The 14725-nt window shown below is 33.7% G+C and carries 16 protein-coding genes and 1 riboswitch; of the genes, 11 read left to right on the top strand and 5 right to left on the bottom strand.

Annotated elements, in window-relative coordinates; translation table 11 throughout:
* The first annotated feature begins 51 nt into the window (after positions 1–51).
* Complete coding sequence (locus tag AC0IXC_RS25310) at positions 52–693, top strand: L-fuculose-phosphate aldolase (protein WP_002010177.1); 642 nt, start codon at positions 52–54, stop codon at positions 691–693.
* 44 nt (positions 694–737) lie between these two features.
* Here AC0IXC_RS25310 and AC0IXC_RS25315 read toward each other — a convergent pair whose 3' ends face one another.
* The 3 genes from AC0IXC_RS25315 to AC0IXC_RS25325 are packed head-to-tail and all read right to left on the bottom strand — an operon-like array spanning position 738 to position 3748.
* Positions 738–1745, bottom strand: coding sequence for a FecCD family ABC transporter permease (locus AC0IXC_RS25315; protein WP_002191791.1), 1008 nt, complete (start codon positions 1743–1745; stop codon positions 738–740).
* Positions 1742–2782: a FecCD family ABC transporter permease gene (locus AC0IXC_RS25320; protein ID WP_133059760.1), complete on the bottom strand. Its 1041-nt coding sequence runs from the start codon at positions 2780–2782 to the stop codon at positions 1742–1744. Before AC0IXC_RS25320 ends, AC0IXC_RS25315 begins: the two co-directional genes overlap by 4 nt.
* 48 nt (positions 2783–2830) lie before the next feature.
* Positions 2831–3748, bottom strand: coding sequence for an iron-hydroxamate ABC transporter substrate-binding protein (locus tag AC0IXC_RS25325; RefSeq protein ID WP_000732562.1), 918 nt, complete (start codon positions 3746–3748; stop codon positions 2831–2833).
* Positions 3749–4078: 330 nt separating this feature from the next.
* Between AC0IXC_RS25325 and AC0IXC_RS25330 the strand changes: the two genes are divergently transcribed.
* Positions 4079–5128, top strand: a complete 1050-nt coding sequence (locus tag AC0IXC_RS25330) for an NAD(P)/FAD-dependent oxidoreductase (protein ID WP_471653528.1) — start codon at positions 4079–4081, stop codon at positions 5126–5128.
* 231 nt (positions 5129–5359) lie between these two features.
* Here the strand turns inward: AC0IXC_RS25330 and AC0IXC_RS25335 are convergent, their stop codons facing one another.
* The gene (locus tag AC0IXC_RS25335; RefSeq protein WP_002010187.1) at positions 5360–5728 is read right to left on the bottom strand and encodes a hypothetical protein; all 369 of its coding nucleotides are present in this window, start codon (positions 5726–5728) and stop codon (positions 5360–5362) included.
* 182 nt (positions 5729–5910) lie between these two features.
* Here AC0IXC_RS25335 and AC0IXC_RS25340 point away from each other — a divergent pair, with 182 nt between their 5' ends.
* The 7 genes from AC0IXC_RS25340 (at position 5911) to AC0IXC_RS25370 (ending at position 11709) form a co-directional block, all read left to right on the top strand.
* A complete protein-coding gene (locus tag AC0IXC_RS25340) occupies positions 5911–6150 on the top strand; it encodes a helix-turn-helix domain-containing protein (protein ID WP_002010190.1) in 240 nt (79 codons plus the stop codon).
* A gap of 248 nt (positions 6151–6398) precedes the next feature.
* Positions 6399–6911, top strand: coding sequence for a spore coat protein (locus tag AC0IXC_RS25345; RefSeq protein WP_429687000.1), 513 nt, complete (start codon positions 6399–6401; stop codon positions 6909–6911).
* Between the two features lie 20 nt (positions 6912–6931).
* Positions 6932–7381: a hypothetical protein gene (locus tag AC0IXC_RS25350; RefSeq protein ID WP_002016711.1), complete on the top strand. Its 450-nt coding sequence runs from the start codon at positions 6932–6934 to the stop codon at positions 7379–7381.
* Positions 7382–7560: 179 nt separating this feature from the next.
* Positions 7561–8229 carry an LSm family protein gene (locus tag AC0IXC_RS25355; protein WP_002016710.1) on the top strand — a complete coding sequence of 223 codons (669 nt, stop codon included), beginning with the start codon at positions 7561–7563 and terminating at the stop codon, positions 8227–8229.
* Positions 8230–8460: 231 nt separating this feature from the next.
* The gene (locus AC0IXC_RS25360; protein ID WP_044444296.1) at positions 8461–9726 is read left to right on the top strand and encodes an S-adenosylmethionine decarboxylase related protein; all 1266 of its coding nucleotides are present in this window, start codon (positions 8461–8463) and stop codon (positions 9724–9726) included.
* Between the two features lie 143 nt (positions 9727–9869).
* Positions 9870–11096 carry an ATP-binding protein gene (locus tag AC0IXC_RS25365; protein ID WP_341086845.1) on the top strand — a complete coding sequence of 409 codons (1227 nt, stop codon included), beginning with the start codon at positions 9870–9872 and terminating at the stop codon, positions 11094–11096.
* 229 nt (positions 11097–11325) lie between these two features.
* Positions 11326–11709: a hypothetical protein gene (locus AC0IXC_RS25370; RefSeq protein WP_033708170.1), complete on the top strand. Its 384-nt coding sequence runs from the start codon at positions 11326–11328 to the stop codon at positions 11707–11709.
* 25 nt (positions 11710–11734) lie between these two features.
* On the opposite strand, the gene AC0IXC_RS25375 is transcribed toward AC0IXC_RS25370, so the two are convergent.
* Complete coding sequence (locus tag AC0IXC_RS25375) at positions 11735–12367, bottom strand: cyclase family protein (protein WP_471653529.1); 633 nt, start codon at positions 12365–12367, stop codon at positions 11735–11737.
* A gap of 85 nt (positions 12368–12452) precedes the next feature.
* Positions 12453–12565: riboswitch (SAM riboswitch) on the bottom strand.
* Between the two features lie 149 nt (positions 12566–12714).
* On the opposite strand from AC0IXC_RS25375, the gene AC0IXC_RS25380 reads away from it, so the two are divergent.
* Together AC0IXC_RS25380 and AC0IXC_RS25385 are read left to right on the top strand one after the other, a co-directional pair.
* Complete coding sequence (locus AC0IXC_RS25380; protein WP_471653530.1) at positions 12715–13824, top strand: PRK06851 family protein; 1110 nt, start codon at positions 12715–12717, stop codon at positions 13822–13824.
* A 113-nt stretch (positions 13825–13937) separates the two neighbouring features.
* Entirely contained in the window at positions 13938–14720 is a 783-nt protein-coding gene (locus tag AC0IXC_RS25385) for a nucleotidyltransferase domain-containing protein (RefSeq protein ID WP_471653531.1), read from the top strand.
* Positions 14721–14725 lie beyond the last annotated feature (5 nt).

Raw genomic sequence — 14725 nt, forward strand, 5'->3', positions numbered from 1 at the left:
GATAGTTTTTAGAAAAATAGTCATCATAAGTTTCTTACTAGGGGGATGTATATGTTACTGCAAAAAGAAAGAGAAGAAGTTGTAGCGTACGGAAAGAAAATGATTTCTAGTGGTTTAACAAAGGGGACTGGCGGTAATATTAGTATTTTTAATCGTGAACAAGGTCTTGTTGCAATTAGCCCAAGTGGTCTAGATTATTATGAAACGACGCCTGAAGATGTAGTTATATTGAATTTAGATGGTGAAGTGATAGAAGGAGAGAGAAAACCATCAAGCGAATTAGATATGCACCTTATCTATTATAGAAATCGTGAAGATATAAATGCGCTTGTACATACACATTCTCCTTATGCGAAGACAATCGCATCATTAGGATGGGAACTTCCTGCTGTATCATATTTAATTGCTTTCGCAGGCCCGAATGTACGCTGTGCACCATATGAAACATTTGGTACGAAGCAATTAGCAGAGGCAGCTTTCGAGGGCATGATTGATCGCCGTGCAGTTTTACTTGCGAACCATGGTTTAATGGCCGGAGCGAATAATATAAAAATGGCGTTTACTATTGCAGAAGAAATTGAGTTTTGTGCTCAAATCTATTACCAAACGAAAAGTGTTGGGGAACCAAAATTATTGCCAGAAGACGAGATGGAGAATTTGTCGAAGAAGTTTGAAGGGTATGGACAGCAGTAAAATGAAATGAAAACACCCTCAAGAAAAAATCTTGAGGGTGTTTCTTACACTTTCTTAAGCAACAAATACATAAAGTAAGGTGCACCAATTAAAGCAACGACAATACCAGCTGGAATACCGCTAGGTTCGACGATATTTCGTCCAATTGTATCCGCTAGTAGTAATAACCATCCGCCGATTAAAACGGCGATAGGGATGAATATTTGATGCCTTGGACCTACTAAAGATTTGGCGATGTGAGGAGCCATAAGTCCGATAAAGCTAATGCCTCCTGTTACGGAAACAGCAGCGGCAGCAAGTGCAACGGCTGCGATTAATAAGTATCTTCGTTCTTTTTCAATTTCAATTCCAACACCGATTGCTACTGGCTCGTTTAATGCTAGTATATTTAATCTATTTGCCTTATAGAAAACAAATGGGATTAATACGATTAGCCAAGGAAGCATTGCTAAAACAAATGTCCAGTCATCTCCCCAAATGTTTCCGGCAATCCATTTAGCGATAAAGTCTACTTTCATACGATCTGCAGATGAAATAAGTACAATCATCGCGCCAGATAGTGCAAAGGAAAAACCGATGCCGGTTAATGTTAATCTTATTGGCTGAAGGCCTGTGGATTTGCTATATGAAAATACGTAAATTAGAACAGCTGTTAGAAACGCACCGATAAATCCAACGACTGGTAGTAGGTAAAGGAATGAACCTACGTCTATCGGGAAGTATAGAAAGAAAAAAGCAACTGCAACACCAGCACCAGCGTTAATGCCGAGAATACCAGGTTCAGCTAAATCGTTTCGGGTAATACCTTGTAATACAGCACCTGATAAAGCGAGTGCCATACCAGCTAATAATGTAATGACGATTCTAGGTAGCCTTAAAGAATATAAAACGAATTCTTCTTTAAATGAACCTTGTCCCATAAGTGTTGGGATTAATCTGTCATAGGAGAGAGCGGCAGAACCGAGTCCCATTCCAATTACAATTGTTGTGATGGTAAGTATGAGTAATGCAAGTATGATAAGGCGTTGTTTCTTTAGAATAGATTGCATCATGAGAAAGTTCTTCCTCCTTTACGTACAATAAATAGGAAGAATGGTAATCCTACAATTGCGACGATTGCAGCAACTGGTGTTTCATACGGAGCGTTAATTGTACGTCCGATTGTATCTGCGAGCAGCATAAAGGAAGCACCAGCGATCGCTGACATCGGTATAACAAAACGGTAATCTGGTCCAACGATTGGACGAACCATATGAGGTATCATTAAGCCGATAAATGCCATGTTTCCGACAAGCGCTACAGAAGCACCTGCAAGCAAGATAATAATGATAAATAAAATTGTTTTAATGACGATAATTTTTTGGCCGAGTCCAACAGCAACTTCTTCACTGAAACTAAGGACTGTCAATTTTCTCGCAAGTAAGATAGCGAGAAATATACTTATTGAAATAACCGGAATAATAATTTTTAATTGGCTCCAACTCGTTCCAATTACTCCCCCGGCAGTCCACATTGATACATCTTGTGAAATTTTAAAGTAAATGCCAACACCTTCTGAGATTGCAAGTAGAAATGCTGAAACAGCAGCACCAGCTAATACAATTCGAAGAGGGGAAAGTCCGCCCTTTTTCACCATGCCAATTCCAAATACCATAATAGCGCCAATTGCAGCACCGATAAAGCAAGCTAGTGTTAAGTAAAGGTAGCTTATAGAAGGATTGAAGGCAAGTGTTAGTGCAAGTGCAGCATTTGCGCCACCAGTTAGGCCAAGTAATCCAGGATCGGCAAGTGGGTTTCGCGTTAATCCTTGCATAATTGCACCAGAAACAGCGAGTCCAGCTCCTACAAAAATAGCAGCAACTTCACGTGGTAAACGTATTTCACGAAGGATGGATAGCTTATCTCCTTTAGCAGAGGAAGTAAGTGCTAACCATACGTCTTTTATAGAAGTATCTGCAGCGCCTAACACCATTGCAAACATAAAAATAAGAAAGAATGCAATGATACTCAAAATTAATTTGTATGTAAAAGCGTTGGAACGTAGGTTGTCTTGCTCTTTTTTCATTCGTTTCACATCTTTTCTTTTCATAGAATAAAGGAAGAGGAATTCTTAAATTAAGAATTCCTCATGTTTGTATTATTGACCAAGAAAGCTCTTCTTGAAGAAGTCTAGTTGGAAATCTAATGTAAGTGGATCATTGAAATAGAATTCCATCATGTTTGCTTCATATACACGATTATTTTTTACTGCTGGAATGTTTTTATATGATTCTGTCTCTTGGAATGAGTTATCAGTATCTTTGTTTTTACTTACGATTAAGTAATCACCAGCAAACTCAGGTAATACCTCAGTAGATAATGCGTAGTATCCTTCTTTTAAAGCTTTTTCTTTTACTTTTTCAGGCATTTTTAATTTCATTTCTTGGTAAAGAATTTCTGTTCCACGGCCCCAGTTTTCGCCGTATACGTAAAGCTGTTTGTTGAAGTTTTCAACAACAGAAACGGTTGCATCTTCACCAATCTTCGCTTTAATGTCTTTTCCAGCTGTTTGTGCACGTTTCTTGAAATCATCAACCCAAGTTTTTGCTTCTTTTTCTTTATTTAATAATTTACCGATTTCTAAGTGTTGTGTTAAGTAATCAACTTTTCCGTAAGTGTATGTTACAGTAGGAGCGATTTTCTTTAACTTATCAACATTTTTAATATTTGATAAACCAATGATTAAATCTGGATTTAATTCAGCAATCTTTTCAACATTCTCATCTGATACTTCAGCGACATTTTTCAGTTTGCTATCGAAACGTGGGTTTTGTTTAGACCATGAATCTACCCCAACAAGATTTACACCTAATGACATTACGTTACCAGCGAATGATGATAGGACAACAACACGTTGTGGATTTGCTGGAACTTCTACTTTACCATTTTCAGATTGGTATGTAATTGTTTCTGATTTCTTACCTTTTGCGTCGTTCTTCTTGTCTGTTGAACCGTTGCTACAAGCACTCATAACAAGGACGAACAGAACTGTTAGTGAAATAAATAATTTTTTCATCGTCTTTCTCCTTTAGATAGATGATATGTGATATACAATAAATTGTTTAGCTTTGATCTTTTGAAAAGTTAGTGGTAATACAAAAGTCTTATTAACAATCTTGAACTTGAGATTTTACCATGTAGTATTCACCATAGTAATAGAAGAAGATGTACTCTCACAGTTGCTAATAATTAACAAATTGATAATGATTATCACTATTGATTCTTTAAATACTATAATTTTATATAGGTGTATTGTCAATAGTGATTTTGATTGTAAAATTTATAAAAACAAGTTATATTTTATTGAGAATGATAATCAATTATTAGTAGCTGAGGAGTGACACGAATGAATCAAGAAGAATTGTTTGATGTAACTGTGATAGGCGGAGGACCTGCAGGGCTTTATTCAGCTTTTTATAGTGGACTAAGAGAGATGAAAACGAAAATAATAGAATTTCAACCACAGTTAGGTGGAAAAATACATGTTTATCCGGAGAAAATGATTTGGGATATTGGCGGATTATTACCGGTCACTGGTGAGAAATTAATTGAGCAACTTGTACAACAAGGATTAACATTTCAGCCTGAAGTTGTATTGAATACAAAAATAGAATCAATTATTCGTAATGAAGAGGGTATTTTTACGTTGAAAACAAGCTCTGGGGAAGAACATTTTTCAAAAACAGTGATCGTCGCAACTGGGAGTGGTATATTGAATCCACAAAAGTTATCAATTGAAGGTGCTGAGAGATTCGAAGTCTCAAATTTAAATTATACAGTTAAATCGTTAAAACGTTTCAAAGATAAAACGGTAATTATTTCAGGCGGAGGGAACTCCGCAATTGATTGGGCGAACGAATTAGAACCAATCGCGAAAAAAGTTTATTTAACATATAGAAAAGAAGAATTATCTGGTCATGAAGCACAAGTAAAACAACTTATGAACAGTTCAGCAGAATGTTTCTTTAATACATCGATTACAAAATTAATTGCTGGTGATAACCATGAAGCGATTGAATATGTAGAATTAACAAATCATGAAACTGGAGAAGTTTCTCATTTATCTATCGATGAAGTTATTATTAATCATGGATATGAACGCGATATAACATTATTAGAAAATAGTGAGCTAGATGTTGCTATTGTTGATAATTATTATATTGCAGGGAATGCAAATAGTGAGTCCTCGGTAGACGGATTATATGCCGCTGGAGATATTTTAAAGCATGAAGGGAAATTGCATTTAATTGCAGGGGCATTCCAAGATGCTGGAAATGCTGTGAATAAAGCGAAACAATTTATTCAACCTGATGCAAGTGAGTACGGAATGGTTTCTTCCCATAATGAAGTATTTAAGAAGAGAAATCGAGAATTGATTAAGCAGATGATGAAATAATAAAGGAACAAGTATACCCCCATTTACATCTCTATTTCTATGGACGAGAGATACAAATGGGGTTTTTCCTGTTTACTATATTTTCAATCATTTTCATGACACCGTTTTCATTAGTTCATGTCATATGAATGTATTTCTATAAAAAGGGAACACAAAGACTTGAACATTTTATTTGTAAATATTTCTAGGAAACAATGAATCTATAGTTGGTTTGTGCGGACCATTATTAAATTATGCTGTCCCTTTTTCCTGTTCATTAGGAAATGGGATATTTTGTATAGAAACAATATATTGTTTTCCATGTTGTCGAGCTAATGATTCTAATATTTGACGAACGCGTTTTGTAAGATTGCCTTGTTTTTTTATAGCTTCACAATATGCATCATAGAAAACGTATTTAGCCCAAAGGAAATCATCTTGTTGGAATAAGAAATGATTTTTGTACCATTCACCAATCGTATGATAACAATTATTTTCATGTACTGCTGCACTTTGTGAAAGAATACGATCGGATAAAGACTTAGATAGATGAGAAATTGTGTTTTCTGTTTCAACTCGTAATGTTTTTTCTAACATTGTAATGATGTGACGAGTAGCCATATGTTAACTCTCCTTTGTGTAAATGGGTAATACCATTCTATATTTAAAAAAATACTTACTATACTATTATACAATATATGGAATGCATCTACCTGCTTTTTAATTTGTATTTACAAAATCTTTTTTATTTGTTTACAAAAATAAAGTAAGATACATTATGTATATGAAAAAATAATAAAGGAATGAACACATTGTATATAACGATAGAAGAGGCTGCGGAGTATTTGAAATTACCAAAATCGTATGTTGAAGACTTAATTCAGCAAAAGAAAGTTCGTGCATTGTTTGATGGAGAGCAATATTTAATAAATAAGGAACAGTTTAATACACATTTAGAACAAATGGAGAAATATAAGCAGTTAGTGGAAGAAATATTAAATGAACCAATTCCAGAAGATATGGATGTTAAAGACGAAGATTAAATTTATAAAAAGCCCCCGTATTAAGATATGCAGAAATGTATCTTAATACGGGGGCTTTTTATATTAAGGGATGAAAAAGTCATCCGAAATCCTAGAGTTACTTTAAGGGAAAGAAGATTTTATGGGGATTAGTATTATTAGTTAAAAGCATATTTTTTCATAGCGGGGACAAACATAGCGAACATAACCTGTACAGATACATATACTATCAGTGCAAAAGCTTATAAATTAATGGAAGGGGTTTTCTCGTGAGTTTATTTCATTGTGATTTTTTGAAAGACTTAATTGGATCTTACGTGAGAGTAAACAGAGGTGGTCCAGAATCTCAAAAAGGAATAATAGTCGCAGTATGTTCGGATTACTTTGTATTAAAGAGTGAAAAAGGAGAGCTTTCTTACTATCAGCTTCGCCATCTAAAAAGTGTTACAAAAAATACGAAAGATTGTGAAGCAGATGATTATGGATGGTTGGAATATGAAGATGACTTTGAAAAGCTACTTCAAAGCTTCAAATATCGCTGGGTGAAAATTAATCGGGGTGGCCCAGAAAAAATTGAAGGTATTTTACAAGATGTTTCTTGTGATTATGTGACATTAATTGTAAAAGAAGAAGTTATATTAATTTCAATAACTCATATTAAGAGTGTTAGTTATAGCCCAGTAGTGTGCGGAGAGAGCGAAGAAAGCAACAGTGAAAGCAATAGTGAAAGCAATAATTCAGGTCGAACTCGTGCACAAAGACAATCAAGTAGAGGAAGATAATAAGGAAGGAGGATACGAACTTGGAGAGCGTATTATGCTGTGATCAAATTAAAGGTTTAGTCGGTGAGAATGTAAAAGTAAATCTGCGCGGACCAGAAAGTCGAGTAGGTGTACTCTTATCGTTAGGAAAAGATTACCTTACACTACAATTACCCCATGGAGAAGTAGTGTATTATCAGCTGAAACATGTGAAGAGTCTAGTCAAGAAAGTGAAAGAAACAAAATGTGACGATTACTATGGTTCATGTTTCTATTCTGATGAAGATACTTTTTTTGATGTATTAAAAGACCTGAAGTATAAGTGGATAAAGATTAATCGCGGTGGACCAGAGTGTGTAGAAGGTTTATTAAGTGAAGTGCATGAAGAATGTATTATACTAGTAAACTGTGATGAAGTTATTTATATAATTAATTATCATATTAAGAGTGTGAGTCAAGTAGTGAAATGTAAAAAGAATGAAGATGAATAATGTTTAATAAATAAGAGGGGCATTATGATTGGAAGTAAAGAACGATTTCATAGTTCGCTACAATTATGAACGATATATGAAAAGGATCTCTTACTATTAAAAGACAGAACATTGCCCTGATTATTTTTTTTAGAAATGGAAGGCAGGAAAAGTAGTATTTTATAGAAAGGAGGATATAGATGAATGAGTTAAACAAAAATATTGGAGAAAATATATACGTTAAATTAATCGGTGAAAAAAGATTTAAAGGTGTATTAATTGATGTAGGAAATGATATTGTAGTTCTTTACAATGGACAAGACTATGTATATATATCTTTATACCATATCCAGTATTATAAATTTTTAAGAGAGCATGATGAAGAAATATTAAAGCCTGGTGTGGACTCTGTAATTAAGAGGGAATCACCTTCAATTTCTTTGAGAAAAGTATTAATCACATCTAAAGGGATTTTTACAGAAATTTATGTGGCAGGAAATGTTCCGATACACGGTTATGTTACAAGTGTGATGAACGATTATATTGTTTTTTATAGCCCTGTTTACAAAACTGTATATATATCTTTAAAGCATTTGAAGTGGTTAATTCCTTATAAAGAGAACCAAGTGCCTTATTCCCTCAATAAAAATGAACTCCCCGTAAATCCATTAAATATTACTCTAGCTAGAACTTTTGAAGAACAGCTTATTAAAATGTCAGGGAAAATTATGGTGTTTGATTTAGGCGAGGAATCTAATAAAATCGGAAAGATGACGAAAATTGATGAAGGGCATATTGAAATATTAAAAGCACGTGACGCAAAAATGTACGTGAATATTCAACATGTGAAATCTGTCCATTGTCCGTAGGCTAGTTGAAAGGGCTGGCTTTTTCTTTTATATATAGGGAAGAAAAGGTCGAGCCTATTTGTTTAATTCGATTTGGATATGAGGGGGAAATGAATTGAATATCATATAGGTATGTTAGTGTGATCTTTGAAGGGGCAATCTTGTACTAAAGGTGTACGAGCTACCTTTTTGTGTATTCAACTCACTTTTGAGGAAGTGCTGCTCAACTACTTTATTAAAGGGGTTTTGTTTGTGGAGCAGTTTCCAGATTCGTTTTCGATTACATTACTTGGCAGTGCTGGTGGAGCAGCAAAAGCAGTGTTAGCAATTTTGAATCAAGCGGTAGTAAATGAAAAAGATCCAATTTATGAAGTGATAAAGAATGTGAACTTCCATTTGGTGGATATAAAACAAAAAGATAAAAGTTATTATGATGAGTTGTTTCCAAATTTGAAAGAGCAATTTTTTTTATATGAAATAAACCTTCAAGATGTAGTCAAATTTAAACATCATTTAAAGGAAAAAAGAACGAAGGTTGTTATTGATGTTTCAGGTGCAGATACAATTAGGGTACTGAGTTGTTGTAATGACCTTGGCATTTGTTATATTAATTCGGCTTTGGAAAATGAGGCAGTAGATCAAGACGATAGTTTACTTGGTTTTCAGCTTACGGAAAGGTATACGAGGTTTGAGAAGGAGAAAGAAACATTTACAAATACAAGAGCGATTATAGGCTCAGGTATGAATCCTGGTGTTGTTCAATGGATGGTTGTTGAGCTTATGAAAGAACGTCCAAATGAAAAGCCGCGAGCATGCTATATTGTAGAACATGATACTTCATTTTTGAATGATAAAGAGCTTATAAAACCTCATACACTTTATGCATCGTGGGCAGTTGAGCGTTTTCTGGATGAAGCGATATGGAGTTATCCTATGTATATGAGTCATCATCGTCCACTTTACTTTTATGAGGATGTATATGCTTCAGAGTATAAAGTAAAGTTAGGTGAAAAAGAATTTTATGGTTGCTTAATGCCACATGAAGAAGTTTTAATTTTAGGGAAATCTTTTAATATGGAAGTGGGTTTTCTTTATCGGATCAATGAGTATACAACAAACTTAATTAGACAGAACTTAGATAAAGTGGAAGATTTATGGAATTGGAATCGTAAAGTATTTAATCCAGCAGAAGATGATATTATAGGAGAAGATTTAGTCGGTGTGTTGCTCGTTTATGAACATAATGAGACATACATGTATAATGTAATGAATAGTAGCCAAGTTTTTCAAAAATATAAAACAAATGCGACGTACTTCCAAGTAGGGTGTGGAATTTATGCTGGCTTATGTAGTTTACTGTTAGATACTTTTGGACAAGGCGCTTATTATGTAGAAGAATTATTATTAAATACTGAAAGTAAGTATGGGGAATATTTAAATTTATATATGAAGGATTTTGTAGTAGGACATAATAATTTTACAGATGGATTGCTAAATGATAGGGTAAGATGGATATAAATTGTAACTGAAAAGGAAGGAGCTGTATCTCCTTCCTTTTAGTATTAGAAGGTTACATGTTGCCCTGAAAGCAATTTCATAATTATAATTTAAAGAGATAACACTTGAAATGTTTTTTTGTATTGATCAAGAGGAGTTTTTATATGAACAAATACAAGAGCTTGATTTATGAAGAAAGAGAAGCTTTAAAAGTATTTATATTATTATTCTATATTATATTCTTTTTATATGACGTTATCTATTATTTTGTTTATCCCGCTATGAATATTAATGAAGCAAGGGTAGGGTGGCCAGAAGGTGGTATGGGAATAGGTGTATATATATTAGTAATATCTTTATTTACTATTTCAATATATCTTCAAAAACAAGGTTATGTATATTTTGTGAAATACTTATTTTTAATTGGGTATATGCTTATTGATCTTATTAATAACTTAATGATTTATTTACACAGTGATCGTGTTTTTGAAAATGGAAATATGGTTGAAATATTTTTAATTCTATTTGCACCCATTTTCGTGAACAGAAAATATTTTTATTTCGTTTCCTGTAGTGTAATTGGAAAATATGTATTTTTTACTTTGATATTACAAGATGTAAAAGTTGTGATTCCGCTTGTATTATGTATATTCTTTTTCATCATTTCGCATTCTTTATTAAAGAGATTTCAATCTTATGTAAGGACAGTTGTTGAGATGATGAACAGTATGAAAGAGACAGAAAATTTAGCGGTTATTGGGACTATGTCTACAACAATCGCTCATGAAATTCGAAATCCATTAACAGCTTTAAAAGGATTTACACAAATTCAAAAAGAAAGAAATCCTGAAGATACGATGAGCTATGAGATTATGCTGCAAGAAATTGAGAGAATTAATGGGTTTGTTAGTGAATTGATGTTATTAGGAAAACCGAAACCAACAAATTATGAATGGTGTAATATAGGGGAAATCCTTTTATATGTTGTACAGTTAATGGAAAGCTATGCAACTCAATATAAAGTGAAATTTAATTTGCAAGTAGATGGAAATTTACCCGTTATAAATGGTGATGATAAGCAATTAAAACAAGTGTTGTTAAACATCATCAAAAATGGAATTGAATCGATGCCAGGAGGCGGGAATATTCAGATTCTGGCATATGAAAAAGCTGGAGAGAACTTGTGTATTTCTGTTGAAGATCAAGGTCTTGGGATAGAAAATGAGAAAATAGAAAAGATCGGAAAAGCTTTTTATACAACAAAAGAGAATGGTACAGGTCTTGGATTAATGATTACATATAAAATTATTGAAGAACATCAAGGGAGTATCGCGATTGAAAGTAGTATGGGGATAGGAACGAAAGTGGAAATTTATTTACCAACAGTGTAGTGCATTAGACGAAATTACTTTTCAGAAAAGTGTTCTTGTTGTGTAAATATAAACATTTTATAAAATGTTTCAAGAAGGGTTTTTTTTATAAAAAACTTCGTTTATAATGGAGGAAAATATCGACATAGAGCTTTTAGCTCATGTAACGGTTCAGTAGTGTTATGAAAAGAAAAGAAGGGGTGCACGCGCATCCTTTTTTCTATGCGGATATGATGAAAGGGGTGGTATGATGGAATTAACATTAAATTCGACTGTATGTTTACACACGATTCAATTTCGAAAAGAGCAAAAGAACTATATTGTAAAAGATACGATTACAGGAGAGACATATGAAATGCCGCCACTTTGGATTGATGCACTAGCAATGATGCGTGACGGTTTTTTATTGGGAGAAATTGAGGAGAAATTAAAAGAAGAATATCCAGCAGAAGAAGTAAATATGGTAGCATTTACGAGGCAACTGTTAGAGCTAGAACTTGTCGAAATGGTAGATGGAGAAGAGATAGCTTGTACAAAGAAGAAAGATAAAGATTATTTAGCGTGGATACGCCCAAGGGTGGAGCAATTCTTTTTTAACTTAAATAAAAAATATAAAAGCAAAGGTCAAAAGTGATCTTTGCTTTTTTTGTAGACCATGTTTAAAAAATAACAGCGAATGCCCTTGCGAAAGCACCGTCACTATTTTTAATTTTTAAAGGTGCTGCTGAGAAAAAGAATCGTTTCGCTTTAATGGCATCTAAGTTTGTTAAGTTTTCAATTAAGTAAATATTATTTCCTAACAGTATGTGATGAATCGGTGATGTTTCTGTCGTTACCTCATCAGGAGAAATAAAATCTAAACCGACAGATTTTACTTTTAATTGAACTAGTTCTTCAGCTAATTCTTCGGAAAGATAAAACGCTTCTTTCTCATAAGCTTCGGTATTCCATTTATTAGATAGATTGGAATGGAAAATGACAATATCGCCTTCTTTTATTTCGACAGTATGTAATACTTCCTTAGGTAATTTTCGCTCTTGAACATGAGTCACATCGATAAGAACAGCTTCGCCTACAAATTGATTTAGGGGTAATTGATCAATAGTGGTTGCGCCTGAAATGAAATGAGCAGGCGCATCACAATGCGTACCAACATGAACGACAGAATGAAAATTCGTAACTTGATAACCTGTTTCTTCAACGCTTGTAATGGCTTCTAGTTGGATTTTTGGTGTTCCAGGAAATTGAGACATATTATTTTCAAACGTTTGTGATAGATCAATTACTTTCATTTTACATACCTCCAATATATTTTTTTCAAATAATAAAAAGCTCATCCTTCATAATCAAGAAAGATGAGCTTTACATACTAGTTGAGTTTTATCTTCCAAAATGCAATGCATTTTGCAGGAATTAGCACCTATTCAGTTTGCATAAACTGAGGTTGCTGGGCTTCAAAGGACCGGTCCCTCTGCCTCTCTTGATAAAGGTTTATTCGGTTTTAAATTCGGAATATTTGTGATATTTAAATTGTAATTCATTTCCTTTTTTCGTGCAATACAAATTAGGTGTTCACCCAAATAAAGTTGCTCGCATATTGTAGCTTATGTAAGTAGACTGTTGCGAAGGAGTGAGTGCAGTGACAGGGAATGTATTAAATTATTATGCTGGTGGCAATACAGCTAGAGGATTTCATAATTTATACGAAGAGAATTTAAAAGGGCTAGATAGGTTGTTTATTTTAAAGGGTGGTCCAGGAACGGGAAAATCTTCTTTAATTAAGGCAATAGGTCGTGAATGGGTTGAAAAAGGATATGATATTGAACTTTTGCATTGTTCTTCTGATAATAAGTCAGTTGATGGAGTGATTATTCCGAAATTAAAAGTAGGAATTGTTGATGGAACATCACCGCATGTTATTGAGCCGAAAATGCCAGGAGTTATTGAAGAGTATATAAATTTAGGAGTTGCTTGGGACTCAGATAAATTAAGAAAGCAGAAGTTAGAAATTGAACGGTTTGTATTAGAAGCGGGCAAGGCTTTCAAATCTGCTTACGGATGTTTTAAAGAGGCGTTAGTTATACATGATGAGTGGGAGAAAATATATATTAATAACATTGATTTTAATAAAGCAAATGAACTAACAGAACAGCTAATTCAGAAATTATTTGCAGATAAAAAGGGAAAACAATCGATTGTGAAACATCGTTTTTTAGGAGCTGCTACACCGAAAGGAGCAGTTGATTTTGTTCCTAATTTAACAGAAGGATTACCACATCGTTATTTTATAAAAGGACGCCCGGGTTCTGGAAAATCAACAATGCTTAAAAAGTTATCGAAGGCAGCAGAAGAAAAAGGTTTTGACGTTGAAGTATATCATTGCGGATTTGACCCGAATAGTCTTGATATGGTTATCGTAAGAGAATTAGGATTTGCAATTTTTGATAGTACCGCACCACATGAATATTTTCCAAGTCGCGAAGGTGATGAGATTATAGATATGTATACTCTTATTGTTAAACCAGGGACGGATGAGAAGTATGCTACAGAAATTCGTGACGTTTCCATTCAATATAAAGCAAAAATGAATGAGGCAATGTCTTTCTTAGCAAAAGCAAAATCAGTTCGTGATAAATTAGAACGAATTTATATTGCTGCTATGGATTTTTCAAAAGTGGATGCATATAAAGAGGAGATTCAAAATGAGTTTGAACGCATTGCGGCTACTGTAATGGAAAAGAAAAAATAGGTGCTTTATTGAGCTGTCAGAAATTTTCTGACAGCTGTTTTGGTATATAGTAAAATTAGTCGTATATTTGTCGAATTACCAGGGAAATAATCAAAAAATGGAGATGGTATGAAATGAGAGAGAAAATTGAATTAGAACTAGAACGAATTGAAAAAGAGAATGATGTGAAAATTTTATTTGCAGTGGAATCAGGGAGTCGTGCTTGGGGATTCCCATCGGAAGATAGCGATTATGATGTTAGGTTTGTTTATATACATCCAGTAGAATGGTATTTATCAATTCATGATAAGCGTGATGTAATCGAATATCCAATTAGTGATGATTTAGACATAAGTGGTTGGGATATTAAAAAGGCATTGCAACTGTTTGCAAAGTCAAATCCAGCGTTACTCGAATGGATTCGATCGCCGATTTTTTATTCGAAAAACTCGAACCTTCCAGAACAGCTTCAGCAAATGAGTGAAAAGGATTTTAATCCGAAATCAACGATATATCATTACTTACATATGGCTTCAAAAAACTATCGTGAATTTTTACAAGGTGAAAATGTAAAGTTGAAAAAGTACTTTTACGTATTACGTCCTATTTTAGCTTGTAAATGGTTAGAAGAGAAAGGGACATTGCCCCCAGTAGAATTTGACCGGTTAATTATGGAACTATCAGTCGAGCCTAGTGTATTAGATGAAATTGAAAAGTTGTTAATAAAGAAAAAAGCAGGTACGGAATTAGATGTTGGATTGAAAATTGAGGTGTTAAATCAATTTTTAGAAGAACAAATTGATTATTATGAGCAATACGTGAAAGGGATTGAAAAGGGATTAGGGATTGATATTGAGAGTTTGAATACATTATTTCGAAATATGTTGTTTGAAGTATATGAAAAAGAGCACAAGTGAGTTTG

Source organism: Bacillus sp. AC266 (genome assembly GCF_979253805.1).

What these genes read in the sequence shown, in the direction of transcription:
- AC0IXC_RS25340 (WP_002010190.1), top strand. Translation starts at nt 5,911, where the DNA reads ATGAACACATTGTATATAACGATAGAAGAGGCTGCGGAGTATTTGAAA.
- AC0IXC_RS25370 (WP_033708170.1), top strand. Translation starts at nt 11,326, where the DNA reads ATGGAATTAACATTAAATTCGACTGTATGTTTACACACGATTCAATTT.
- AC0IXC_RS25310 (WP_002010177.1), top strand. Translation starts at nt 52, where the DNA reads ATGTTACTGCAAAAAGAAAGAGAAGAAGTTGTAGCGTACGGAAAGAAA.
- AC0IXC_RS25385 (WP_471653531.1), top strand. Translation starts at nt 13,938, where the DNA reads ATGAGAGAGAAAATTGAATTAGAACTAGAACGAATTGAAAAAGAGAAT.
- AC0IXC_RS25330 (WP_471653528.1), top strand. Translation starts at nt 4,079, where the DNA reads ATGAATCAAGAAGAATTGTTTGATGTAACTGTGATAGGCGGAGGACCT.
- AC0IXC_RS25325 (WP_000732562.1), bottom strand. Translation starts at nt 3,748, where the DNA reads ATGAAAAAATTATTTATTTCACTAACAGTTCTGTTCGTCCTTGTTATG.
- AC0IXC_RS25365 (WP_341086845.1), top strand. Translation starts at nt 9,870, where the DNA reads ATGAACAAATACAAGAGCTTGATTTATGAAGAAAGAGAAGCTTTAAAA.
- AC0IXC_RS25375 (WP_471653529.1), bottom strand. Translation starts at nt 12,367, where the DNA reads ATGAAAGTAATTGATCTATCACAAACGTTTGAAAATAATATGTCTCAA.
- AC0IXC_RS25335 (WP_002010187.1), bottom strand. Translation starts at nt 5,728, where the DNA reads ATGGCTACTCGTCACATCATTACAATGTTAGAAAAAACATTACGAGTT.
- AC0IXC_RS25355 (WP_002016710.1), top strand. Translation starts at nt 7,561, where the DNA reads ATGAATGAGTTAAACAAAAATATTGGAGAAAATATATACGTTAAATTA.
- AC0IXC_RS25315 (WP_002191791.1), bottom strand. Translation starts at nt 1,745, where the DNA reads ATGATGCAATCTATTCTAAAGAAACAACGCCTTATCATACTTGCATTA.
- AC0IXC_RS25320 (WP_133059760.1), bottom strand. Translation starts at nt 2,782, where the DNA reads ATGAAAAGAAAAGATGTGAAACGAATGAAAAAAGAGCAAGACAACCTA.